This window comes from Bradyrhizobium sp. CCBAU 45389 (assembly GCF_028128625.1).
Classification (GTDB): domain Bacteria; phylum Pseudomonadota; class Alphaproteobacteria; order Rhizobiales; family Xanthobacteraceae; genus Bradyrhizobium; species Bradyrhizobium liaoningense_B.
The window spans coordinates 237,923-262,511 of the sequence record NZ_LBIY01000093.1 but is presented as its reverse complement, the minus strand read 5'-3'; the positions used below and the strand labels follow the sequence as shown (position 1 = coordinate 262,511).

General features: G+C 64.2%; 23 protein-coding genes. 19 read left to right on the top strand and 4 right to left on the bottom strand.

Annotated features, from left to right (window positions below; genetic code table 11):
* Positions 1 to 406: 406 nt before the first annotated feature.
* The 3 genes from XH79_RS25135 to XH79_RS25125 all read left to right on the top strand — a co-directional run bounded on the left by XH79_RS25135 (position 407) and on the right by XH79_RS25125 (position 4,669).
* Positions 407 to 1,975, top strand: a complete 1,569-nt coding sequence (locus XH79_RS25135; RefSeq protein WP_271583317.1) for a porin — start codon at positions 407 to 409, stop codon at positions 1,973 to 1,975.
* A gap of 562 nt (positions 1,976 to 2,537) precedes the next feature.
* Entirely contained in the window at positions 2,538 to 2,966 is a 429-nt protein-coding gene (locus tag XH79_RS25130; RefSeq protein WP_271583316.1) for a formylglycine-generating enzyme family protein, read from the top strand.
* A gap of 29 nt (positions 2,967 to 2,995) precedes the next feature.
* Entirely contained in the window at positions 2,996 to 4,669 is a 1,674-nt protein-coding gene (locus XH79_RS25125) for an arylsulfatase (RefSeq protein ID WP_271583315.1), read from the top strand.
* A gap of 158 nt (positions 4,670 to 4,827) precedes the next feature.
* On the opposite strand, the gene XH79_RS25120 is transcribed toward XH79_RS25125, so the two are convergent.
* Positions 4,828 to 7,215 carry a lytic transglycosylase domain-containing protein gene (locus XH79_RS25120; protein WP_271583346.1) on the bottom strand — a complete coding sequence of 796 codons (2,388 nt, stop codon included), beginning with the start codon at positions 7,213 to 7,215 and terminating at the stop codon, positions 4,828 to 4,830.
* A 278-nt stretch (positions 7,216 to 7,493) separates the two neighbouring features.
* On the opposite strand from XH79_RS25120, the gene dapA reads away from it, so the two are divergent.
* The 4 genes from dapA (at position 7,494) to XH79_RS25100 (ending at position 9,987) form a co-directional block, all read left to right on the top strand.
* Positions 7,494 to 8,384, top strand: coding sequence for a 4-hydroxy-tetrahydrodipicolinate synthase (dapA, locus tag XH79_RS25115; RefSeq protein WP_260390074.1), 891 nt, complete (start codon positions 7,494 to 7,496; stop codon positions 8,382 to 8,384).
* Between the two features lie 30 nt (positions 8,385 to 8,414).
* Positions 8,415 to 8,855, top strand: coding sequence for a large conductance mechanosensitive channel protein MscL (mscL, locus tag XH79_RS25110; protein WP_271583314.1), 441 nt, complete (start codon positions 8,415 to 8,417; stop codon positions 8,853 to 8,855).
* A gap of 72 nt (positions 8,856 to 8,927) precedes the next feature.
* Positions 8,928 to 9,401: an SsrA-binding protein SmpB gene (smpB, locus tag XH79_RS25105; RefSeq protein WP_035709956.1), complete on the top strand. Its 474-nt coding sequence runs from the start codon at positions 8,928 to 8,930 to the stop codon at positions 9,399 to 9,401.
* Positions 9,402 to 9,405: 4 nt separating this feature from the next.
* A complete protein-coding gene (locus XH79_RS25100; protein ID WP_271583313.1) occupies positions 9,406 to 9,987 on the top strand; it encodes a peroxiredoxin in 582 nt (193 codons plus the stop codon).
* Between the two features lie 12 nt (positions 9,988 to 9,999).
* On the opposite strand, the gene XH79_RS25095 is transcribed toward XH79_RS25100, so the two are convergent.
* Both XH79_RS25095 and XH79_RS25090 read right to left on the bottom strand, forming a co-directional pair.
* Complete coding sequence (locus XH79_RS25095) at positions 10,000 to 10,674, bottom strand: uracil-DNA glycosylase (protein ID WP_271583312.1); 675 nt, start codon at positions 10,672 to 10,674, stop codon at positions 10,000 to 10,002.
* Positions 10,655 to 11,302, bottom strand: a complete 648-nt coding sequence (locus XH79_RS25090) for a LabA-like NYN domain-containing protein (RefSeq protein ID WP_018644573.1) — start codon at positions 11,300 to 11,302, stop codon at positions 10,655 to 10,657. Before XH79_RS25090 ends, XH79_RS25095 begins: the two co-directional genes overlap by 20 nt.
* 330 nt (positions 11,303 to 11,632) lie before the next feature.
* Here XH79_RS25090 and rpoZ point away from each other — a divergent pair, with 330 nt between their 5' ends.
* From rpoZ to XH79_RS25040, 10 genes are all read left to right on the top strand, one after another.
* The gene (gene rpoZ / locus XH79_RS25085) at positions 11,633 to 12,025 is read left to right on the top strand and encodes a DNA-directed RNA polymerase subunit omega (RefSeq protein ID WP_008133017.1); all 393 of its coding nucleotides are present in this window, start codon (positions 11,633 to 11,635) and stop codon (positions 12,023 to 12,025) included.
* Between the two features lie 209 nt (positions 12,026 to 12,234).
* Positions 12,235 to 14,520: a RelA/SpoT family protein gene (locus tag XH79_RS25080; RefSeq protein WP_212335872.1), complete on the top strand. Its 2,286-nt coding sequence runs from the start codon at positions 12,235 to 12,237 to the stop codon at positions 14,518 to 14,520.
* A 45-nt stretch (positions 14,521 to 14,565) separates the two neighbouring features.
* Positions 14,566 to 15,318, top strand: a complete 753-nt coding sequence (locus tag XH79_RS25075) for a pyridoxine 5'-phosphate synthase (protein ID WP_271583311.1) — start codon at positions 14,566 to 14,568, stop codon at positions 15,316 to 15,318.
* Positions 15,315 to 15,734: a holo-ACP synthase gene (acpS, locus tag XH79_RS25070; RefSeq protein WP_212335874.1), complete on the top strand. Its 420-nt coding sequence runs from the start codon at positions 15,315 to 15,317 to the stop codon at positions 15,732 to 15,734. Before XH79_RS25075 ends, acpS begins: the two co-directional genes overlap by 4 nt.
* Positions 15,735 to 15,983: 249 nt before the next feature.
* Positions 15,984 to 16,748, top strand: coding sequence for a signal peptidase I (gene lepB / locus XH79_RS25065; RefSeq protein ID WP_212335875.1), 765 nt, complete (start codon positions 15,984 to 15,986; stop codon positions 16,746 to 16,748).
* Positions 16,745 to 17,641 carry a ribonuclease III gene (gene rnc, locus XH79_RS25060; RefSeq protein ID WP_271583310.1) on the top strand — a complete coding sequence of 299 codons (897 nt, stop codon included), beginning with the start codon at positions 16,745 to 16,747 and terminating at the stop codon, positions 17,639 to 17,641. Before lepB ends, rnc begins: the two co-directional genes overlap by 4 nt.
* On the top strand, positions 17,631 to 18,557 hold the full coding sequence (era, locus tag XH79_RS25055) for a GTPase Era (protein ID WP_271583309.1): 927 nt from the start codon (positions 17,631 to 17,633) through the stop codon (positions 18,555 to 18,557). The genes rnc and era overlap by 11 nt, the downstream gene beginning before the upstream one ends.
* A 21-nt stretch (positions 18,558 to 18,578) precedes the next feature.
* Positions 18,579 to 18,959 carry a hypothetical protein gene (locus XH79_RS25050; RefSeq protein ID WP_271583308.1) on the top strand — a complete coding sequence of 127 codons (381 nt, stop codon included), beginning with the start codon at positions 18,579 to 18,581 and terminating at the stop codon, positions 18,957 to 18,959.
* Positions 18,960 to 19,104: 145 nt separating this feature from the next.
* Positions 19,105 to 19,857, top strand: a complete 753-nt coding sequence (gene recO / locus XH79_RS25045; protein WP_212335879.1) for a DNA repair protein RecO — start codon at positions 19,105 to 19,107, stop codon at positions 19,855 to 19,857.
* 101 nt (positions 19,858 to 19,958) lie between these two features.
* On the top strand, positions 19,959 to 20,228 hold the full coding sequence (locus XH79_RS25040) for a hypothetical protein (RefSeq protein ID WP_212335880.1): 270 nt from the start codon (positions 19,959 to 19,961) through the stop codon (positions 20,226 to 20,228).
* A gap of 71 nt (positions 20,229 to 20,299) precedes the next feature.
* On the opposite strand, the gene XH79_RS25035 is transcribed toward XH79_RS25040, so the two are convergent.
* Complete coding sequence (locus tag XH79_RS25035) at positions 20,300 to 21,307, bottom strand: helix-turn-helix domain-containing protein (RefSeq protein WP_271583307.1); 1,008 nt, start codon at positions 21,305 to 21,307, stop codon at positions 20,300 to 20,302.
* 515 nt (positions 21,308 to 21,822) lie between these two features.
* Between XH79_RS25035 and XH79_RS25030 the strand changes: the two genes are divergently transcribed.
* Both XH79_RS25030 and XH79_RS25025 read left to right on the top strand, forming a co-directional pair.
* On the top strand, positions 21,823 to 22,836 hold the full coding sequence (locus XH79_RS25030) for a formylglycine-generating enzyme family protein (protein ID WP_271583306.1): 1,014 nt from the start codon (positions 21,823 to 21,825) through the stop codon (positions 22,834 to 22,836).
* A 26-nt stretch (positions 22,837 to 22,862) separates the two neighbouring features.
* Entirely contained in the window at positions 22,863 to 24,575 is a 1,713-nt protein-coding gene (locus XH79_RS25025; RefSeq protein WP_271583305.1) for an arylsulfatase, read from the top strand.
* Positions 24,576 to 24,589 lie beyond the last annotated feature (14 nt).

Genomic DNA, 24,589 nt, shown 5'->3' with positions numbered 1-24,589 from the left:
AAGGCGTCAAAGCTCGTGCGTGCGAGGGCGTTGCCCGTCGTTCCTTAAGTGGGGAATTTTGATGGCAAATGGAACCGCCTCGAAAACGTTAGTAATAACAGTATGTTACGAAGGCGCTGCGATCACATCTGCGTGTTATTTGTGCAACACCCATCGGAAAACGCGCTTCATAGGCCCGTTCCGGAGCGTTCTGTTGTTGTGTGTGCAAAGACGTTCGGTAATTGTGACTGAGCGACGGAGGGGGGCATCCCGAGGTCGTCCCGTTTAGGTCTTTCGCTTAAGTCCCTCGCGTTCATGCGGGTGTGTCCGAAGGCGCGAAGGGACCAACAGCGGTGATTTAGAGGGGGTTGGGGAATTGGCCGTCCGGGTCAGTGACCATCCCTGAAGAGCAACTTGGAGGTTTAACATGAAGTTGGTTAAGAGCCTTTTGCTCGGCTCAGCGGCGGGTCTGATCGCCGTGGGCGGAGCGCAGGCAGCCGATCTCCCCGTGAAGGCCAAGGCGGTCGAATACGTGAAGATCTGCTCCCTGTACGGTGCGGGTTTCTACTACATCCCGGGCACCGACACCTGCATCAAGCTGGGTGGTTACCTGCGCGCTGAAGTCGCGCTGGGCACCAACAGCGTCTACGGCATTGCCAACGGCTCTCCCGCCGGTGCGCACAATCGCCTGAGCAACTACTACACCGCGCGCGCTCGTGAAGATCTCAACATCGATACGCGCACCGCGACCGAATACGGCGTGGTCCGCACCTTCTTCGATGCGACGTTCTCCTGGACCACCGGCGGCTATCAGGGCACCGGCTCCGCGTTCGGCGGCACCGCCTACAGCAGCACGGTGGCTCTGAACACCTCGGGTGCGACCCCAGCCCTCGTTGGTACGACGATCAACCCGACTGACGGCGGTACCTCGGGCGGTTCGCTCGGCGTGTACTATGCCTTCATCCAGTTCGCCGGCTTCACGATGGGTAAGGCCGTGTCGCAGTTCGACGCGCCCTGGACCAACTATCCCGGCAACAACTTCGACGGTCTCGTCGGCGGCAGCGGCACGGTCACCGGTGTCAACCAGTTCAGCTACACCGCTGACTTCGGTCAGGGCGTGACGGCGGCATTCTCGGCGGAAGACGCGACGGCCTACTACCAGGCTGGCAACGTCAACCTCGCCGGCGCTACCGTGGCTGGCCTCGTCGGCGGCACCTCTGGCATCAACGCCATCGGTGGCTCGCGTTCGCCGAACCTCGTCGGTATGGTCCGCGTCGACCAGGCTTGGGGTCTCTTCCAGGCGTCGGTCGCTGCGCACGACAACCACGTTGCGTACTATGGCGCGACCGAGCCGACTGGCCACCCCGACGACAAGTGGGGTTGGGCGGTTCAGCTCGCTCTGTCGATCAAGAACATCCCGACCGGTGCGGGTGACGTGATCAACATCCAGGGCGTCTACACCGACGGTGCGACCCGCTACAACTTCCAGAACCTGGCGGGTAGCTCGTACTCGATCTTCGGCAGCTCCGGCATCGCCTACCAGAGCGTCGGCTTCGCCTTCGCGCCGGATACGGTGTTCACGTCGGCTGGTGGCGGTAGCCAGCAGGAGACCGTGAAGACCTGGGGCTTCCGTGGTGCCTACACCCACAACTGGGATCCCTACTGGAACACGGCGATCTACGGTGCCTACGCTCAGGCTCAGTACGGCTCGCTCGCGAAGACCTCCCTCTGCGGCGTCGGTGGCACGTTCGCCGTGGCTGGCGTTACCTCGTGTAACCCGGACTTCGCGATCGGCCAGGTGGGTATCATCACCCGCTGGACCCCGGTCAAGAACCTGACGTTCTCGGCTGACCTCAACTGGACCCATCTCGACCAGAAGTTCGCCGGTACGTTTGCTTACGCTGGTGCTGGTGCGATCGCCAAGCCGGCCGCTGTGTACGAGCTGAAGGATCAGGACAGCATCACGCTGCTGCTCCGCGCTCAGCGCAACTGGTAAGTTCGGTCTAACGACCTGACAGAGAGCCCCGGCGGGAAACCGCCGGGGCTTTTCTTTTGGTGCATGGGCTTGCGAGCCAGCGAGGGTCGGCCGGGTCGGCGCGTCGCTTCCGTGACCGGTCGCTCGCTACGCCTCGGGTCACGGCCGTTGCACAAGAGCCGGCGACTGCTCTGCACGCCATCTCCGGCCGGCGCGCACGTGGTCCCCCCGTCGCTTCACTGACACAGCCAGCGAACATCTCGCCGATTGATCTCGCCGCGGAGGCGAGGGCTTCCGTTCGTTTCTCTGCACTCGAAATCGGACGGTTCCGAACTGGCGGATGAGTCCCAGAACCGACGAGGTCGGCGGGCCAATTTCAAGCTCCTCAGGCTTGAGCCTCCGCTGCTGCCGAGCTGTGGACCCTTGATCTGGATCAATCCGGAGAAGGGCCGCTCCGTTTCTGTACGCCTCACCGTCCGTCAAGGCCCCACTTTCGAAAGACGCGTACCAAGCGAATCGACTCTTCGGGCGGTGTCACGAACCAAGCAACGCAGGCCGCTGATGCACGCGCCCGGGGGGCGTCATGAATCTGGCTGATACGAAATCGTTGTCTGGTTCCGGACAATCGTCCGAGCATCCGGCAGGTGAGGGGATGCTTTATGTGCCGGGCGGCACGTTTCGCATGGACTCGGATCGCCATTGTCCGGAGGAAGCGCCAGCCCATCGCGTTACCGTCGACGGATTCTGGATCGATCGCACGCCGGTCACCAACCGCCAATTCCGCAAATTCGTGAATGCGACCGGCTACGTCACTCCTCGCGGCGGGCCCGAGCTACGATCTTGTCAGCCAAACCTCAGGATTTCGCGCAAGGTGCTCAAAGGCGGCTCGCATCTTTGCGCTCCCAACTACTGCCGCCGCTATCGTCCGGCCGCGCGTCATGCCGAGCCGATCGACACCTCAGCAAGCCATCTCGGCTTCAGGTGCATCACCAGGAAGAGGATCACATCATGAGTACAGATAGGATTCCGGAAAAGCCTGAGATGAGCACGGGATCAATCGGCGGAGGATTGAAACGCCGCGATCTGTTGTTGAGTGGTAGTTCTTTGGTCGCCGCTTCGGCGCTCTCGGCCGTCGGATTGACGAGCCCGGCACAAGCGCAGCAACCGGCACCGGCGCCCGCAGCGGCCGGCCAGCGGCCTAACATCGTCTTCATCATGGGTGACGACATCGGCTGGTTCAATATCGGCGCCTACCATCAGGGCGTCATGGCAAGCCGGACTCCGAACCTCGACAAGCTCGCCGCGGAAGGCATGCGCTTCACCGACTATTACGCCGAGGCCAGCTGCACGGCAGGCCGCGCCAACTTCATCACCGGAGAATTGCCGATCCGCACCGGGCTTACCACGGTCGGCCAGGCAGGCTCCCCGATTGGCATGCCGGCGCAAGCGCCGACCATTGCGACCGCGCTGAAATCCATGGGGTACGCCACGGGACAGTTCGGCAAGAACCACCTCGGCGACCTCAACGAATTCCTGCCGACCATGCACGGCTTCGACGAGTTCTTCGGCTATCTGTACCACCTCGACGCCATGGAAGACCCGGCCCACCGCAACTACCCGCAGGCGCTATTGGCCACCGTCGGTCCGCGCAACATGGTTCATTCCTGGGCGACCAACGTCGACGATCCGACGGTGCAGACGCGCTGGGGCAAGGTCGGCAAGCAAAAGATCGAGGACTCCGGACCGCTTTATCCAAAGCGGATGGAGACGGTGGATGACGAAATCCTGAAGATCACGTTCGACTTCATCGACAAGGCGAAGCGCGACAACAAGCCGTTCTTCGTCTGGCTCAACCCGACGCGCATGCACGTCGTCACCCACCTCTCCGAGAAATACGAGAACATGCGCAACTCCGAAAACGGCTGGTCGGTTTCCGAGGGCGGATTCGCCCAGCTCGACGACATCGTCGGCGCCGTCATGAAGAAGCTCAAGGACGAGGGCTTCGACGATAACACGATCGTCGCGTTCACAACCGACAATGGCGCGGAGAACTTCACCTGGCCTGACGGCGGACAGACGCCATTTGCAGGCGGCAAGGGAACGGCCATGGAAGGTGGATTTCGCGTGCCCTGCATGATCCGCTGGCCGGGCAAGGTGCCGGCGGGAAAGGTCGAGAACGGCATCATGTCCGGACTTGATTGGTTCCCGACCTTCGTCGCCGCAGCGGGCAATCCGAATATCGCCGACGAGTTGCGGAAAGGAAAGCAGTTCGGCGACAAGACCTACAAGGTCCACCTCGACGGGTACAACCAGATGGACCTGATTACCGGAAAAGGCCCGTCTGCGCGCCACTCGGTCTTCTATTTCACCGAGGGCACGCTGAGCGCGGTGCGCATCGACGACTTCAAATATCGCTTCACCGATCAGCCGAGCGGCTGGTTGGGCGGCACGGTCAAGGTTGATTGGCCGATCCTCACCAATATCCGCCTCGATCCCTTCGAACGCACGAACTTGCCCAACGGCGCGCAGGGGTCGTTGGCCTTCTATAACTGGTTTGTTTACGAGTTCTGGCGGTTCCAGTTCGTGCAGCAGGAGGTCGGCAAGCTCGCCCAGACGGCGATCGAGTTCCCACCGATGCAGAAGGGTGCAAGCTTCAACCTGGAAGCCGTCAAGGAGCAGATAGAGAAGGCCATGCAGTCGCACGCTGGCAAGTAGGATATGCGGCGACGGGCGCTCCAAGCCCCGGAGTGACGCGAGCTGCCGGTCTGACCAGCGACACCGGCAGCTCTCAAGGTGCGCACTGGATTGGGATAGCTCGCCCGAGCGTCGGGTCAGACCCCATGCTCTTGGCCGCGAACCGAAGGAGGGTATTTCTATTCCACGCTGCCGACGCCGCGGCGCAAATCGGCCTCGATCTGCAACCGCGTGCCGCCGCCGAACCGGGCGCGGTAGACCTGAAGGTTCTCCATGATGCGCTGCACGTAGTTGCGCGTCTCGGAGAACGGAATCAGCTCGACCCAGTCGACCGCATCGACCTTGGGGTCACGCGGATCGCCGTAGCGGTCGATCCACTTCTTCACGCTGCCGCGGCCGGCATTGTAGGCGGCGAAGGTCATGATGTAGGAGCCGCGATAATCCTCGAGCAGCCCGCCGAGTTCGGCGGAGCCGAGCGTGGCGTTGTAGACCGAATCGTTCTTGAGCCGCCCCAGATCGTAGGTCGCGCCGTGCCGCTTGCAGACATAGCGCGCGGCATCCGGGGTCACCTGCATCAGCCCGTAGGCCTGGGCCGGCGAGACCACCGACGGGTTGAACGCGCTCTCCTGCCGGGCGATGGCGTAGACGATGCTGCGCTCGACCTCGGGGCCGATCGGCGTGAACTGCGGAATGCCGTTGACGGGGTAGGCATAGAAGTCGAACGGCAGGCCGCGGTTGAGTGCGGCCTTGCCGAGCAGCAGCATGCCGCGCGCGTCGCTGTAGCGCTGGGTGAGCTCGCCAAGGCCGGCGAGCGCCTCAGGATCGCCGTTCTCGCCCATGTCGGCCAGCAGCGGTATTGCCATCTCGCGCTCGTCGAGCTCGTAGAGCAGCTGCGCAGCGCGCACGATCTCAAGCCGTTCGGCGCCGCGGCCGCGCGGCTGGCTGTTGAGCTCGATCTGCGGCAGGCCGAGCTTGGCGCGTGCGAGCTGGCCGTAATAGCTGGTCGATTGTTCGGCTGCGCGGGCAAAGGCATTGCGTGCCTCCTGCTGGCGGCCGGCGGCTTCCGCGGCGCGGCCCTGCCAATAGCCGGCGCGCGCCAGCGTGGTCGGGTTGACGCTGCCGACGCCGATGCGGGCGAAATGCTGGGTGGCGGTTGCGGGGTCGTTGAGGAAGCGCAGCGCGATCCAGCCGGCGGTGAATTCCTGCTCGGTCTTGTAGATGTCGCGCGAGGGCAGGGCCGCATCGCGCGCGATGAGATAGGCGCTGCGGAATTCCTCGGTGTCGATCATCTTGCGCGCCAAAAGGCGCCGCTCGATCCACCATTCGTCGAGATTGTAGAGTCGGTTCGGATCCTTCGGCGCCGATAGCATCAGCTGGGCGGCCTCAGTGAACTTCTCTTCGCGGCGCAGCAACTGGATCTTGCTGAAGAGGAAGCCGGGATCGTTGTGCAGCTCGCGCGGCACCGCCTCGAGCAATGCCCGCGCGTTCGGTGCCTTCTTGACGGAGGCGATGCGGGCTTTGGCCAGCGCGATATAGCCGGCGCCGAGGCGTTTTGCGGCGCGCAGCGCGGCCTCGTTCTCGCTGCCATAGAGCAGGGTGTCCATCCGCGCCTTCTGGTCGCCCGCCGTCAGCAGGGCGCCGAACTGGTCGAGCGCGTTGTTCTCGGTGTCCTCCGACATCGGATCGCTGCGCCAGGCCTCGCGCACCAGCCGCTCGGCATTGGCGCGGTCGCCGCGTGCCAGCATCGCCCTGGCGAGCGTGAAGCGGCCCTTGGCGGACACCGGGGATTCGTTCTCGAACCAGGACCACGCGACGGACTCGTCGCGCCTGTCGTCCCACATAGCGGCCTCGAGGCGGCGGCGCAGGAAGGTCTGCGACGGCCAGCTCGGATTGGCCGAGAGGAAGGCGCGGTAGCGCTCGACGGTCGCGCCATTGTCCTCGCTACGCAGGATGATCCATTCCGCGAGCTTGCGGGCGACGGGATCCGAGATCGAGGCCGCATAATTGGTGGCATCGCCCGGCTTGCGCTTGCGGACGAGCTCGATGACGTTCTCCAGCGTGTCCTTGTCGGCCTGCGACGTCGAGGAGGTCGCAGCGACCGCGGCCGGCGTGACCGGCTTGCGCGGTGCGGCGTGCTGGCGGGTCGCAGGTGCAAGCACGGGCGCGGCGATTGGTTTGGCGGGGGCCGGGGCAGTCGGCCTGATGGTCGCCGTCACGGCCGGGGCGGGTGCGGTTTTGGGCGGCGAACTGTTGGCGGTCGGCTGTGATTTCGGCGCGGCTGCGGCCGCTGGCTTCGGCTTGTCCTTCCCGGAGTCCTTGCTTGCGGTCTTGCCGGCATCCTTGGCGGCGGCATCCTTGGCCGGCTTCTTCGCTGCGTCCTTGGCCGGGGCGCCCGCTGTCCCCTTGCTTGCGCCCTTCGTTGCGTCCTTGCCGGTTCCCTTGGCTGCGTCCTTCGCTGACCCTTTTGCTGCGTCCTTGGCAGCCTGCTTGGCGGGTTCCTTGGTCCCGTCCGCGGGCGTCTCATTGGACTTGGCGAGGGCGACGCAGCCGACCGACAGCCCTGCCATCAGGCTCACGACCAGACCGGCGGATCGCCAGGCGGCACGAGGAAAGGAGGTCACGGCGTTTGTCGCCCCGAATCAGTGAAGTGGCTCAAGATCTAGCTGAATCTGATTGAATATGCGGACAAAATACCAACAGGCGCTTACTTCCGGCGGGTTTGCACCACCACCGCGGCAAAATCGCGGCCTAAACGGTGCGTCCCGCGGCAGCGGCCCTTTTACCGGCGGGATAGACCCGATATGTATGGGCTTGCTCTCAAGATTGCCGCGTACGGAGGAAGTCCATGGCAGCCAAGACGAAATTCCGGGGGTCGTTCACCGCCTTGGTCACGCCGTTCAAGAACGGCTCGCTGGACGAGGCGGCGTTCCGCTCCCTGGTGAACTGGCAGATCTCGGAGGGCACCAATGGCCTGGTCCCGGTCGGCACCACCGGCGAGAGCCCGACGCTGAGCCATGACGAGCACAAGAAGGTCGTCGAGTGGTGCATAGCTGAGGCCAAGGGCCGCGTGCCCGTCATCGCGGGCGCCGGCTCCAATTCGACCAAGGAGGCGATCGAGCTCTCCCAGCACGCCGAGAAGGCGGGCGCGGACGCCGTGCTGATCGTGACGCCCTATTACAACAAGCCGACCCAGGAAGGGATGTATCAGCACTTCAAGGCGATCAATGATGCGATCGGGATTCCGATCATCATCTACAACATCCCGCCGCGCTCGGTGATCGACATGTCGGTCGACACCATGAAGCGGCTGTGGGAGCTGAAGAACATCGCCGGCGTCAAGGACGCCACCGCCAGCATGGTTCGCGTCTCGCAGCAGCGCGCGGCGCTGGGCGAGGATTTCAACCAGCTGTCCGGCGAGGACGCCACCATCATCGGCTACATGGCCCATGGCGGCCATGGCTGCATCTCGGTGACCTCGAACGTCGCGCCGCGCCTGTGCTCGGAGTTCCACGCCGCCTGGCAGAAGGGCGATCATGCCACTGCGCTCAAGCTGCACGACAAGCTGATGCCGCTGCACAACAACCTCTTCATCGAGAGCAATCCGGCGCCGATCAAGTATGCGATGTCGCTGCTCGGCAAGCTCGACGAGACGCTGCGGCTGCCGATGGTGCCGGTCTCCGAGCCGACGCGCGTTGCGGTGCGCAGCGCCATGGTGCATGCCGGCCTGATCAACTGATGCGCTAACCAAACCCCGGGGGAGCTTTTCATGGCGGTCGACGAAAAGGGCATGCGCATGCTCAAGGAGTTCCGCGAGTTCGCCATGAAGGGCAATGTCGTCGACCTCGCGGTCGGCGTCATCATCGGCGCGGCCTTCGGCGCCATCGTCACGTCGCTGGTCGGCGACGTCATCATGCCGATCATCGGCGCCGCCACCGGCGGCCTCGACTTCTCGAACTACTTCATCCCCTTGTCGAAGGCGGTGACCGCCACCAACTTAGCGGATGCGAAAAAGCAGGGCGCGGTGCTCGCTTACGGCAGTTTCCTGACGCTGACGATCAACTTCATCATCGTCGCCTTCGTGCTGTTCCTGGTGATCCGTGCCATGAACACGCTGAAGCGCAAGGAGGAAGCCAAGCCCGCGGAGCCGCCGAAGCCGTCGGCGGAGGTCGTGCTACTCACCGAGATCCGCGATCTCCTCAAGAAGTGACGCGCGCACTTCGTCCAAACTGTTAGCTTAAGCGCGCAACTCGATCAGGTTTGACTCCCAGGTTTCACCGTCATGGCCGACAAGAACGAACGTCCGATCAAGGTCATGGCGGAAAATCGCAAGGCCCGCTTCAACTATGCGATCGAGGATACGATCGAGGCGGGGATTGCGCTGACCGGCACCGAGGTCAAGTCGATCCGCAACGGCAAGAGCACGATCGCGGAATCCTACGCCGATTCCAAGGACGGCGAGATCTGGCTGATCAACGCCACCATTCCCGAATATCTGCAGGGCAACCGCTTCAATCACGAGCCGAAGCGGCCGCGAAAGCTGCTGCTGCATCGCCGGCAGATCAACAAGCTGATGGGCGCGGTCGACCGCGAGGGGATGACGCTGATCCCGCTCAAGCTTTACTTCAACGAGCGCGGGCGCGCCAAACTGCAGCTCGCGGTCGCCAAGGGCAAGAAGCTGCACGACAAGCGCGAGAGCGAGAAGAAGCGCGACTGGAGCCGGGAGAAGGGCCGGCTGATGCGGGCGAGGGGATAATGCGATGAACCAGCGGAACCTGCTCGAGGTGGATTGGAGCCAGATTCCGGCACCCGCCGATGACGGCGGTGCCGCGCACCTCAAAGGCTTGACGCTGCCCCCGATCGGCCTGCTCGCGACCGACGACAGGTCAGTGACGCTGTCGGCCCTGCGCGGCCGGACCGTGGTGTTCGCCTATCCGCGCACCGGCGAGCCCGGCAAGATCGCGCTGGTGGACGATTGGGACATGATCCCAGGGGCGCGCGGCTGCACGCCGCAGACCTGCGCGTTCCGCGATCTGTTCGCCGAGCTGAAGGCGGCCGGCGCTGCCCACGTGTTCGGTCTCTCCACCCAGAGCAATGACTATCAGACCGAGATGGCCTCGCGCCTGCACCTGCCGTTTCCCGTGCTGTCGGACGAGAAGCTGGCGCTCACGCGCGCGCTGAACCTGCCGACCATGGAGGTTGCGGGCCTGACGCTGATCAAGCGCCTTGCGCTGATCATCGACGATGCCCGCATCACGCATGTGTTCTATCCGGTATTTCCGCCCGACCGGAACGCCGGCGACGTCCTGGACTGGCTGAAGGCCAGTCCGGCCAAGGGCTGACCAGGGCGAGGCCTAGTCGAGGTCGGCCTTGATCTTCGCGAACACGCTCCGGAACATTTCGGCGGTCAGCACGCCGGTGTTCGTGTTGTAACGCGAGCAATGATAGCTGTCGTAGAGCCGGAACGGGCCGGCCTGATGCACCGCGCCATGGCCGAAGGGGGCCTGCGAGGCCTTCAGCTTCAGCGGCTTGAGCACGCTGTCGTGCGCAATCCGCCCGAGCGCGACGATCGCGCGCAGCTTCGGCATCGTCTCGAGATTGGCGACGAGGAACTGGCGGCAGGTGTTGATCTCGACCGGCAGCGGCTTGTTCTGCGGCGGCACGCAATGCACGGCATTGGCGATGCGGCAGTCGACCAGCTTCAGCCCGTCATCGGGCCGCGCCTGATAGGTCCCCTTGGCAAAGCCGTATTCGAGCAGCGTGGCGTAGAGCAGGTCGCCGGCATAGTCGCCGGTGAAGGGGCGGCCGGTGCGGTTGGCGCCCTGCATGCCCGGCGCCAGGCCGACGATCAGCAGGCGTGCCGTGATGTCGCCGAAGGGAGGCACCGGGGCGTTGTGCCACAACGGCTCGCGCGCGCGGTTCGCCTGGCGAAAGGCGACCAGGCGGGGGCAGAGCGGACAGTCACGGTCGGGGACGAGGGTGGGGGGCTGGCGGCTTGACCGTGCCGCCTCACTCCTCGAAGTCGTCATCGCCCCTCGGCGCCATGGTGGTCGCGCGCTGGAGGAACTGCGGGGCGTGGTGGCGTCCCTCACCACGCTCGCCGCGGTCGCGCGGGGCGGGGCGTTCGGACGGGTCGCGGCCGAGCTTGGATTGCAGCTCGACGAGGTCGGTGAAGACGTCGGCCTGGCGGCGCAGCTCGTCGGCGATCATCGGCGGCTGGCTGGCGATGGTGGAGACCACGGTGACCCGCACGCCGCGGCGCTGGACGGCCTCGACCAGGGAGCGGAAGTCGCCGTCACCGGAGAACAGCACCATCTGGTCGATGTGCTCGGCGAGCTCCATGGCGTCCACGGCCAGCTCGATGTCCATGTTGCCCTTGACCTTGCGGCGGCCGGAGGCGTCGATGAATTCCTTGGTCGCCTTGGTGACGACGGTGTAGCCGTTGTAGTCCAGCCAGTCGATCAGCGGGCGGATCGAGGAGTATTCCTGATCCTCGATGATGGCGGTGTAATAGAAGGCCCGCAGAAGCGTCCCGCGGCTCTGAAATTCCTTCAGCAGGCGCTTGTAGTCGATGTCGAAGCCCAGAGTTTTCGCCGTCGCGTAGAGGTTGGCCCCGTCGATAAAGAGCGCGATCTTGTTGGTAGGAGAAGGTGACATTCAGTTTGCTCGCGTAGTGTGTCGTGATTGATCGTTTATTGTTGGCGCGGCGGCAGCCGGCCGCGCAGTCCCCAGGTGGCGCCTAAACCCGTCGAATCCGCAAATCCGGAGAAGTCGGGGCAATCAAGGTATAGTTATGGCGGACTCTCATATGCCCGGCGCCGCCCCCGCTGGCAGCCCGGGAAATCACCCATCCCAGCCCTAATGTGGGGGTACCAGAGCCATTTGGCGAGGCCAAATCACAAATTGGCCTTGCGAAACCGCCTTGGCCCCTATAACTAGCCCCAATCATCCACATATTTCGTCCCACCCACAACGGAGCGACAGTCCATGGCTCGCGTCACCGTAGAAGATTGTATCGACAAGGTCGACAACCGGTTTGACCTGGTCCTGCTGGCCGCCCACCGCGCCCGCATGATTTCGTCAGGTTCACAACTAACGGTTGACCGCGATAACGACAAGAACCCTGTTGTGTCTTTGCGCGAAATTGCCGACACGACCATCTCGCCGGAGGACCTGCGCGAGGAGCTGGTGCACTCGCTCCAGAAGTTCGTCGAGGTCGACGAGCCCGAGCCGGATACGGTGCCGCTGATCGGTTCCGCCGGCGCCAGCGTCGATGCGGACGATACCGAAGTTGCCGTTGAGCGCATGACCGAAGAGGAGCTCCTGAAGGGCCTCGAAGGCCTCGCGCCGCCGGAAGAGCAGCCCGAGGAGGACGAGTAAATCGTCCCGTCGCAATCGTCGACTTCTTGTGATCTTATCAAAGGCCCGAACCGTTGTTCGGGCCTTTGCTTTTGTTGGCGTTTTCGTGGTTACCATAGTGTTGTCGGTTGGCGCTGCGCACCTGTCATCGAATTGATCTGACGCGCGCACGATCGAAGCTAAGATGTATACAACGGGCCGTCTCTTGGTCCGTTTGAAGGCAGGACGGAATGGTATATCGGCGCCGGAGATCCACGCAGATGCAAGCCGCAACCGAATCGGTTGCCGTGGTCCCGACTGCGCCGGTGGTGCGCCCGGCAAAGCCGCGCGCGCGCATGATGCGTCAATATGACCTCGTCGAGCGCGTCAGGTCCTACAATCCCAACACCAACGAAGATCTGCTGAACCGCGCCTATGTCTACGCCATGAAGGCGCATGGCTCGCAGACGCGAGCCTCGGGCGATCCTTATTTTTCGCACCCGCTCGAAGTGGCGGCGATTCTCACCGACCTCAAGCTCGACGATGCCACCATCGTGGCCGCGCTGCTGCACGACACGATCGAGGACACAGAGGCGACGCGAGGCGAGATCGACCAGATCTTCGGGCCCGAGATCGGCGCGCTGGTCGAGGGCCTGACCAAGTTGAAGCGGCTGGAGCTGGTGTCGCGAGAGGCCAAGCAGGCCGAGAACCTGCGCAAATTGTTGCTGGCGATTGCCGACGATGTCCGCGTGTTGCTGGTCAAGCTCGCCGACCGCCTGCACAACATGCGCACGCTGGAATTCGTGCCGACGGAATCGCGCCGGCGCATCGCCGAGGAGACGCTCGACATCTATGCGCCGCTCGCGGGGCGCATGGGTATGCAGGAAATGCGCGAGGAGCTGGAGGATCTGTCCTTCCGCACGCTCGACCCCGAGGCTTATTCGGTGGTGATGCAGCGGCTCGACGCGCTCGCCGAGCGCAACCGCAACCTGATCGGCGAGATCGAGGATCAGCTCTCCAACAATCTGCGCCACCGGGGCCTGGGGGCGCGCGTCTACGGCCGCCGCAAGAAGCCATTCTCCATCTGGACCAAGATGGAGCGCAAGTCGGTCGGCTTCGAGCAATTGTCCGATATCTTCGGCTTTCGCGTCGTCGTGAACGACGTCGAGGCGTGCTACCGCGCGCTCGGCATCGTTCATACCACCTGGCCGGTCGTGCCGGGCCGCTTCAAGGACTACATCTCGACGCCGAAGCAGAACGACTACCGCTCGATCCACACCACCGTGATCGGTCCGGGCAACCAGCGCGCCGAGCTCCAGATCCGCACCGAGGAGATGGATCAGATCGCCGAGCGCGGCATCGCCGCGCACGTGTTCTACAAGGAAGGCACGGGCTCGCCGACCGAATACCTCAAGCGGGAATCCAACGCGTTTGCCTGGCTGCGCCACACCGTCGGCATCCTGTCGGAGAGCGCCAATCCCGAGGAATTCCTCGAGCACACCAAGCTCGAGCTGTTCCACGACCAGGTGTTCTGCTTCACTCCGAAGGGCAAGCTGATCGCGCTGCCGCGCCATGCCAACGTGATCGACTTCGCCTATGCCGTGCACACCGATGTCGGCAACAGCGCGGTCGGCTGCAAGATCAACGGCAAGTTCTCGCCGCTGTCCTCGGAGCTGCAGAACGGCGACGAGGTCGAGGTGCTGACCTCGGAGGCGCAGTCGGCGCCGCCATCCGCCTGGGAGACGCTCGCGGTCACCGGCAAGGCGCGCGCCGCGATCCGCCGCGCCACGCGCACCGCCGTGCGCGACCAATATGTCGGCCTCGGCCGGCGCATCGTCGAGCGCCTGTTCGAGCGTGCCAAGATCGAATACGCCGACGACAAGCTCAAGGGCGCGCTGCCGCGGCTTGCGCGCACCTCGATCGAGGACGTCATGGCGGCCGTGGGGCGCGGCGAGATCAAGGCGTCGCACGTCGCGCGCGCGATGTATCCCGACTACAAGGAGGAGCGCGTCGCCCGCTACGGCATCAAGAAGGGCCTCGCCGCCAAGCTCAAGGAGAAGTCGTCCGAGCCGCCCCGCAGCCCGGTCGCGATCCCGATCCGCGGCATCAATTCCGACCTGCCGGTGAAGTTCGCGCCGAATGGCGGCGCGGTGCCCGGCGACCGCATCGTCGGCATCGTCACCCCGGGCGAGGGCATCACGATCTACCCGATCCAGGCGCCGGCCTTGAAGGACTTCGAGGAGGAGCCGGAGCGCTGGCTGGACGTGCGCTGGGACATCGAGGACACCGCGCCGCAGCGCTTCCCGGCCCGCATCAAGGTCGAGAACGTCAACGAGCCCGGCGCGCTGGCGCAGATCGCGACCGTGATCGCCGAGCACGACGGCAACATCGACAATATCAGCATGCAGCGCCGCTCGCCTGACTTCACGGAAACGACGATCGATCTCGAAGTCTACGATCTCAAGCACCTGAGCGCGATCCTCGCCCAGTTGCGCGCCAAGGCGGTCGTCGCCCGCGTCGAACGTGTTAATGGATAGACGCATCTCGCATGCGTCCGTCTCTCTGATTTCGTGAGTCCTGAAATGCCCGCAGCTCCGCTCCGCCTCGGCGTCAATATCGATCACGTTGCAACCGTGCGTAACGCACGCGGCGGCCGCCATCCCGATCCGGTGCGCGCCGCGCTGCTGGCCATCGCGGCCGGCGCCGACGGCATCACGGCGCATTTGCGCGAGGATCGCCGGCACATCCGCGACGAGGACATGGCGCGGCTGAAGGCGGAAATCTCCAGGCCGCTCAATTTCGAGATGGCGGCGACCGACGACATGATGCGCATCTCGCTCGCCACCAAGCCGCATGCGGTGTGCCTGGTGCCGGAGCGGCGCCAGGAGGTGACGACCGAAGGCGGGTTGGATGTGGTCGGCCAGCACAACGCGCTCGCGCCCTACATCGCGCGGCTGAGCGATGCCGGCATCCGCGTCTCGCTGTTCATCGCCGCCGACCCCGCGCAGATCGAGATGGCGGCGCGGCTGCGGGCGCCCGTGATCGAGATCCATACTGGCGCCTGGTGCGATGCCGTCGTCGACGGCCACACCGACAAGGCCGCGGCCGAATGGCAGCGGATCGTGGCGGGGGTGAAGCTGGCGAAGGACGCGGGGCTGGAGGTTCATGCCGGCCACGGGCTCGACTACGCGACGGCGGAGACGATCGCAGGCCTGCCGGAGATCATGGAGCTGAACATCGGCTACTACATGATCGGCGAAGCGCTGTTCGTGGGCCTTGCCGAGACGGTGCGCACCATGCGGGCGGCGATGGACCGCGGCCGGAGCCGGGCATGATCATCGGCATCGGCTCCGACCTGATCGACATCACCCGCGTTGCCAAGGTGATCGAGCGCCACGGCGAGCGCTTCCTCGACCGCATCTTCACCGCGGCCGAGCGGGCCAAGGCGGAGCGGCGGGCCAAGAACGAGAAGATGGTGGTGGCGACCTATGCCAAGCGCTTCGCCGCCAAGGAGGCCTGCTCCAAGGCGCTCGGCACCGGCATCCGCCGCGGCGTCTGGTGGCGCGACATGGGGGTGGTCAACCTGCCGGGGGGACGGCCGACCATGCAGCTCACCGGCGGCGCCCTGGCCCGGCTCCAGGCCCTGACGCCGGAGGGATTCGAGCCGCGGATCGACCTGTCGATCACCGACGACTGGCCGCTCGCCCAGGCCTTCGTCGTCATTTCCGCCGTCCCGCTGGCCAAGCCCTGACCGTTCAGCGGTCATTTTATAATTCTCGTTAAAAATCAATACTTTGCGCAGTTTTGATGCGATCCTTGATTGCGTGGCTCCCGACAACCGTCTAAAAGTCCGCCGACGCAAATCAGGCTGGGCGAATTCGGCTTTACGCCGGAATTGGCCCTCATTATCAGAATCAGGACAATCTCCTTGCGCCGCGAAGCGATGGGCTGTTCGCGGGAGGAGGGCGCTCTGTGATCGCCGGCCGGAATTGAGAGAGCAATGAGCGTGACTTCGGGAACGAAAACTGAGAGCGGCGTCGGCGAAACGATCCGGGTCGTGATCCATGCTCTCCTGATCGCGCTCGTGATCCGCACCTTCCTGTTCCAGCCGTTCAACATTCCCTCGGGGTCGATGAAGGCGACGCTGCTGGTCGGCGACTATCTCTTCGTCTCGAAATATTCCTACGGCTATAGTCACTACTCGATCCCGTTCTCGCCGCCGCTGTTCTCGGGGCGGGTCTGGGGCTCGGATCCGAACCGCGGCGACATCGTCGTGTTCCGCCTGCCCAAGGACGACTCCACCGACTACATCAAGCGCGTGATCGGCCTTCCCGGCGACCGCGTCCAGATGCGGGACGGGCTGCTCTACATCAACGACACCCCGGTCGAGCGGCAGCGCATGAGCGAATATGTCGGCGAGGACCCCTGCGGCGCCGAAAGCGGCGCGATTTCGCGCGTGAAGCGCTGGAAGGAGACGCTGCCCAACGGCGTGTCCTACGAGACGCTCGATTGCGCCGACAACGGCTACATGGACAACACCAACGTCTACACCGTACCGGCCGGGCACTTCTTCATGATGGGCGACAACCGCGACAACTCGACCGACAGCCGCTTCCTCGGCCAGGTCGGCTACGTGCCGCAGGAGAATTTGATCGGTCGCGCCCAGATGATCTTCTTCTCGATCGCCGAAGGCGAACATGCCTGGATGTTCTGGCGCTGGCCGTGGGCCGTGCGCTGGAATCGCTTCTTCAAAATCGTCCGATGAAAGACGAAGCCAAGGACATCACGACCGAACCGATCGACGCGCAAGCCGTCCCTGACGGCGAAGCTGCCGCCAAGACGCTTGCGACCAAGTCTTCTGAAACCAAGACTCCTGAAACCAAGTCTCCTGAAACCGAGACACCTGAAGCCAAGAAGCCCGCGAAGAAGAAGCGGGCGCGCAGCAGCAAGGCCAAGGCAGCGGACGCGAACGCCGCGCTCGAGGCGCGCATCGGCTACGGCTTCACTGACCCGAACCTCTTGATGCAGGCGATCACGCATGTCTCGGCGCTGAAGTCCGGACGCAAGCGCGGCGACAGCTATCAGCGGCTCGAATTCCTCGGCGACCACGTGCTCGGTCTGGTCGTTTCCGACATGCTCTATCATGCTTTCCCGAACGCCGATGAGGGCGAGCTGTCCAAGCGGCTTGCCGAGCTCGTGCGCAAGGAGAGCTGCGCGGACGTCGCCAAGTCGCTCGGCCTGCTCGACGACATCAAGCTCGGTTCGGTCGGCTCCAGCGCGGATGCGCGCTTGCGCAAATCCATCCTCGGTGACATCTGCGAGGCCGTGATCGGCGCCATCTTCCTGGACGGCGGCCATGCCGCGGCGGCCGAGTTCGTCCGGCGCAACTGGACCGAGCGCATGCACAAGCCGCGGCGTCCGTTGCGCGATCCCAAGACGGTGCTGCAGGAATGGGCCCAGGGCAAGGGGCTGCCGACGCCGGTTTACCGCGAGGTCGAGCGCACCGGCCCGCATCACGATCCACAATTCCGCGTCGCCGTCGACCTGCCGGGCCTCGCGCCGGCCGAAGGCGTCGGCGGCAGCAAGCGCGCGGCAGAGAAGGTGGCAGCTTCAGTGATGATCGAACGTGAAGGCGTTGGCGGCGGCAATGACGGCTGAAGCAAGCGGCGAGACGCCTGCCGCGACGCGATGCGGCTTCGTCGCGCTGATCGGCGCGCCCAATGTCGGCAAGTCCACGCTGGTCAACGCGCTGGTCGGGGCCAAGGTCACGATCGTCTCGCGCAAGGTGCAGACCACGCGCGCGCTGATCCGCGGCATCGTCATCGAGAACAACGCGCAAATCATCCTGGTCGACACGCCCGGCATCTTCTCGCCCAAGCGCCGGCTCGACCGCGCCATGGTCTCGACCGCCTGGAGCGGGGCGCATGATGCCGATCTCGTCTGCGTGCTGCTGGATGCCAAGACCGGGATCGACGAGGAGGCCGAGGCGATCCTTGCCAAGGCCGCCAGCGTCAACCACGAGAAGATCCTCGTCATCAACAAGGTCGACCTGGTCCAGCGCGAGAAGCTGCTGGCGCTGGCGCAGGCCGCCAACGAGCGCATGAAGTTCGCCAAGACCTTCATGATCGCGGCGATCTCGGGCGATGGCGTCGACGACATCCGCGCGACCCTTGCCGAGATGGTGCCGCCGGGGCCGTACCTCTATCCCGAGGACCAGATGTCGGACGCGCCGATGCGGCAGCTCGCTGCCGAGATTACGCGCGAAAAAATCTATCAGAAGCTGCACCAGGAATTGCCCTACCAGTCCACGGTCGAGACCGACAAATGGGAGGAGCGCAAGGACAAGTCGGTGCGGATCGAGCAGACGATCTACGTCGAGCGCGAAAGCCAGCGCAAGATCGTGCTCGGCAAGGGCGGCGCCACCATCAAGTCGATCGGCGCGGACTCGCGGAAAGAGCTCATGCAGATCCTGGACGTGCCGGTGCATCTGTTCCTGTTCGTCAAGGTGCGCGAGAACTGGGGCGACGATCCCGACCGCTACCGCGAGATGGGCCTGGACTTCCCCAAAGAATAACCAAGAAAAGATCGGCATTCGATGAGCGTACCCGCCAACGTCCAGCGCTTCGAAGCGCTGCTCTATGCATCATTGATGCTCGATGCCGTCTCGGTCGCCGTGCAGGACCGCACGCCCAATGTCGAGATGACCGAGCAGATGATCATGACGGCGACCTTGCTCGCCGGCGGCATGATCCTGCTCCTCGTCTATTTCGTCTGGCTGGCTGTGCGTTGGCGCAAGAACTGGCCGCGCTGGGTGCTGGCGGCAGCGCTCGTGTTGTCGGTGATCTCGCTCGGCCAGATCATCGGCGAGAAGGGCATGGAGCTCGACAGTGCCATCGAGATCGTCTCCTGCGTGCTGACGACGATGGGCTTGTATTTCTCCTTCACGGGCGATGCGCAGGGCTGGTTCAACGCGTGACGTCTTGCGCGATGCCGTAGGGTGGGCAAGGCGCGCCCTTGCGCGCCGTGCCCACCGTGATCAGCTGGTCTCGTGGATCAAATTTGGTGGGCACGCTTCGCTTTGCCCACCCTACGATAGCTCGAATTGCGCTAGACTTCCTCCCATGGAATGGACCGACGAAGGCATCGTGCTGGGCGTGCGGCGGCATGGCGAGAGCAGCGCCATCGTCGAGCTCTTGACGCGCGCGCACGGCCGGCATCTCGGCCTCGTGCGCGGTGGCGCCAGCGCGCGGCTGCGGCCGCTACTGCAGCCCGGCAACAGCGTCAGCGCGGTGTGGCGGGCGCGGCTCGACGAGCATCTCGGCACCTACGCCATCGAAGGACTGAAGCTGCGTGCGGCCACGCTGCTGGGATCGTCCCACGGGGTCTACGGCGTCACCCATCTCGCCTCGATCGCACGGCTCCTGCCGGAGCGTGATCCGCACGAAGAGATCTTTGCGCTGCTCGAGCATTCGCTCGATGATTTCGACGACATCGGCAGCGCGGCCGTGCATCTCATTCACTTCGAGCTGGCGATGCTCGCCGAGCTCGGCTTCGGGCTCGCGCTGGAGAATTGCGCGGTGACCGGCGAGACCACGGACCTGATCTACGTCTCGCCTAAATCCGGCGGGGCGGTGTCACGCGGCGCGGGCGAGCCGTGGCGGGACCGGCTGTTGCGGCTGCCGCCGTTCCTGCGGCACGGCGAAACCGCGAGCGAACTCACCGAGCAGGATCTCCAGGACGGGTTCCGCCTGACCGGTCTGTTCCTGCTGCGTCACGTGCTGGAGCCGCGGGGCCAAGGCCATTCCGATGCGCGGGCCGGCTTCATCAACGCGCTGATGCGGCAGCAGGCGAGGGCGGCGATCTCGGGGCCATGAGGGAACCGCAGTTCTGCCCCCGCCCAAGGGCATGGAATTCCCCGGAACGAAATCGGCCTGATCGAGTTGGCGCCCTGGGTTCCACAACGGGGACAGCCTAAATGTTGATCAGAGGATTTGCGCTGTCGGCGGCGCTGCTTGCTTTTGCGCCGGACGCGACGGCTGGCGAGCCGCAACCTGGCCTGTTTCGCCGCGCCTCCTGCACGGTCGTGCGGTACTATGTGGCGAAATACTCCGCGGCGGCCGCCGAGACGTGGGCGCGCGCCCACGGTGCGACGGAGGCCGAGATCGAGACGGCCCGCCGCTGCCTGACCAACACCCCGGCACAGGCCAAGACCCAGACCGTGACCGCGGGTTGGGCCGGGCAGTAGTCCGCCGCAAGAAACCGATTGATCCTGAACCGGGCCGCACGGGACAACGTCGCGCGATCCGCTCGTCGTTTTCATCTCTCGGAGAGGATGGAGCCTGCCTGGGCGTGCCCATCGTCCGAGAGCGGGAACGATGTGACTCCCAGCGTTTGCGACGGCCGCTCCCCGAACATCATCGAATAATACTGCGAGAAGCGCCCGAGCTCGTAGAAGCCCTGCTGCATCGCGACCGCCGCCACGGTGGTCGAACCCGGCCTGCTCTCCCGCAAGATGGAGTGAATGGTGCACAGCCGCTTCTGGCGCAGGAAGGTGACCGGGCCGAGCCCGAACACCTCTTGAAAGGCGCGATGCAGGGTGCGTCGCGACACCGTGAACGCGGCGCATATTTCCGAAACATGCACCGGGCGCGTGCCGGCCTGGTCAAGATAGTCCTCGACTTTGCGGATCAGCCGCCTTGCAGAAGGAAGTCTGCCGGGATCATCGGGCGGCAGCGACGACATTACGTTGGCAGCCATGCATTCGACGATCGATCGTTTCCAGAAATCGGCCGTCGACGCCGTCAGGCCGTCTTTGTTGGCGGCCAGATGGGACATGATCCGGATCAGACGACGCGAGGCCACTGCGCCGGTATCCAGGTCCGCGCGGAAGTGACCGCGCGTGCGCCATGTGTCGGGATCGCTCAGACGCGCCTCTCCACCGAACAGGGACGCCACCTCATCGAGATCGAAGCGCATCGCCGCATAAGCGGATGCGCCGTGGAAGACGCCGTCGTGCTCGAGCAGCGGCGGAATTACGAGCACGTCGTTGAGCTGCATGTCGAAGGACCAATGCGCAACGCGCCGCTCGGCCGCCAGCAGCATGCCGATGATGAGCTTGTCGTCGCTGGAAACGCGCTGCGTGCGCATTCCGATGTTGAAGGCGCCGATGCTGAGCGAGAAATCGCCGATGCCGACATGGGACAGTGTCCCGCGCAACCGCCCGCGTCCGAGCTGCATGACGTCGACGTGAGAGCCGTGCACGGCCTGGTGTAGACCCTCGAAACCGTCGAGCTTCCGCGAATCAACCAGAAGAGACTGCTCCATGGTCGTACACTTGTCTTGAAGCGCGACATTTGTGCGGCAGACGACAAGCGACATACCACCACAACGCGAAGGGGTGTTATGAATTGAGTTCGCGTTTTGAGGCGAATGATCGTCGAATTTGACGCGATGAATCCGGCAATGCGATCACGTATTTGAGTAGATCTGCGACGCGGTGTCGCTCGATCCCGGCCATGGCTGCGACGTGCTGGCACAATCTGCACATCACAGCCGCCCCATCTTCGGATACCATTTGCAACCTAAGCGATATTGAAAGCGCGCTGCGGATCGCGGGCGCGGAAGCGGTGGCGGTAGCGTGCTACTGCATGCCCGGACCGCGTTCGGGCAAGAACGGGAGAGATGTTGACGTAGTTCGCGATCTGCATCTCCGGCTCTAAGCGCCAGGAAGAGGGGGACCAGACACAATGCGTCCAATGCGCCGGGCAATCCGCCATCATCGGCGGCTGCCGACGTCCGCGTCGTAGCACCTGTGGACCACGCGTATCGGAGCTTCCACCATGCTGCGGGCTGACCCGGATCACTGCGAGTGGTTGCCGGATGACGTGAAGACCGGCGAGATGATCTTCATTCCCGGCGGCACCTTCCGTATGGGATCCGATCATCATTATCCCGAGGAAGCGCCGAGCCATCGTGTCTCAGTCGACGGCTTCTGGATCGACCGCACGCCGGTGACCAACCGGCAGTTCAAGAAGTTCGTCAACGCCACCGGCCATGTGACGGAGGCGCAGGTCGTCCCCGATCCCAAGGACTATCCAGGTGCGCTCAGCGAGATGCTCTACGCAGGCTCGCTGGTGTTCTCGCCGCTGCCGCGCATCACGGATCTTGCCGACTGGAGTCAGTGGTGGTCCTTCATGCGTGGCGCCAATTGGCGCCATCCCTACGGCCCCGGCAGCGATATCAAAGGGCTCGACGACCACCCGGTCGTGCACGTCTCCTACAATGATGCGGCCGCCTATGCGCGCTGGGCGGGCAAGGACCTGCCGACGGAGGCGGAGTGGGAGCTCGCTGCGCGCGGCGGGCTCGACGGTGAGGAGTTTGCCTGGGGTGATGCGCTGATGCCAGGCGGCAGGCACATGGCCAACATCTGGCAGGGAAACTTCCCTGTCCAGAACCTCGGCGAGGATGGGTTCAAGCGTACCTCGCCGGTCATGGCCTTCCCGCCGAATGGCTATGGTCTTTACGACATGATCGGCAATGTCTGGGAGTGGACCTCGGACTGGTGGTCGTCGCGACATCAGGCCGAAGCCGCCAAGCCCTGCTGCATTCCGAAGAACCCGCGCGGCGGCCGGGAGGATGCGAGCTTTGATCCATGTCAACCAAACATCCGCATCCCGCGCAAAGTCTTGAAGGGTGGCTCACACCTCTGCGCGCCGAATTACTGCCGCCGCTACCGTCCCGCAGCGCGGCACGCCGAGCCGATCGATACCTCGACCAGCCATGTCGGCTTCCGCTGCGTGGTGCGGTCGTCGCTTGGCGTTCACCACGAGCAAGAGGGAATAGCCGCAGCATAGCAGTGTCGGCAGCATAGGAGTGTCGGATGAGTACCGAATTGAAGAACAACAACAACCAGTCTCAGGCTGACCAACCGCTCAATCGCAGACATCTGCTTCTTGGAACGTCCTCGATCGTCGCCGCCGTGGCACTGACGTCCGAGGCAATGGCGCAGGCCCAGCAGGCCGCTCCCGCCACATCACCGGCACCGGCGGCGCCCGGCCGCAAGCCGAACATCCTCGTGATCTTCGGCGACGATATCGGCCAGACCAACATCTCCGCCTATTCCTTCGGCGTCATGGGCTATCGCACGCCGAACATCGATCGTATCGCCCGGGAAGGGATGATGTTCACCGACTACTACGCCGAGCAGAGCTGCACGGCGGGCCGTTCGTCTTTCATCACCGGCCAGTGCACGCTGCGGACGGGACTGTCGAAGGTCGGCATTCCCGGCGCGGCGGTTGGACTGCAGGCACGCGACGTCACCATCGCCGAACTGCTGAAGCCGCTCGGCTACGCGACCGGGCAGTTCGGCAAAAATCATCTCGGTGACCGCAACGAATATCTGCCAACCGTGCATGGCTTCGACGAATTCTTCGGTAACCTGTACCATCTCAACGCCGAGGAGGACCCCGAGAACCGGTTCTATCCACGCGATCCCGGCTTTCTGGAGAAGTTCGGCCCCCGCGGCGTTCTGCGCTGCAAGGCAAGCGATCGCGACGATCCTACCGAGCATCCGCGCTTCGGACGGGTCGGCAAGCAGACGATCGAGGACACCGGGCCGCTGAACAGGAAGCGAATGGAGACGATCGACGACGAGACTTCAGCCGCGGCGATCGATTTTATCAAGCGGCAGGCGCAGACCAACACTCCGTTCTTCTGCTGGTTCAATTCCACCCGCATGCACTTCCGCACGCATGTGCGGCCGGAGCATCGCGACAAGCCGGGGCTGACGTCCCGTACCGAATACGCGGATGGAATGATCGAGCACGATGCGACGATCGGGACGATCCTGAAGGCGCTCGACGATCTCGGCATCGCCAACGACACGATCCTGATCTATACGACCGACAACGGACCGCACCAGAATTCCTGGCCGGATGCGGGCACGACCCCGTTCCGCAGCGAGAAGAACACCAATTGGGAAGGCGCGTTCCGCGTTCCCTGCCTGATCCGCTGGCCGGGCCGCATCGCAGCCGGCTCGGTCTCAAATGAACTCGTCAGCGGTCTCGACTGGATGCCGACGTTGCTCGCGGCGGCAGGCGATGCCGATGTCAAGCAGAAGCTCCTGAGCGGCTATCAGATCGGCGGCAGGACCTTCAAGGTCCATCTCGACGGCTACAACCAGCTTGCCTATCTCACCGGCCAGCAGCCCAATAGCGCGCGCAAGGAGTTCGTCTATTTCAACGACGACGGCGACGTTGTCGCGGCACGGATCGAGAACTGGAAGATCGTGTTCGAGGAGCAGCGCGCAAACGGTACGCTCCGGATCTGGGCCGAGCCGTTCACGAAGCTTCGCGTCCCGAAATTCTTCAACCTGCGCTCGGACCCCTATGAGCGGGCCGACGTCACATCCAACGTCTACTACGACTGGCTCATGTCGGATGCGGCGGGCGTCATGATCGCCGGGCCAACGATTCTGTCGCAGTTCCTGCAGACATTCAAGACGTATCCGCCGAGCCAGCGGCCTTCGAGCTTCAGCATCGACCAGATGGTCGAGAAGATGCAGCAGAGCTTCGAAGCGGTGCAGAGTAACTGACGGTGGCGGCATGG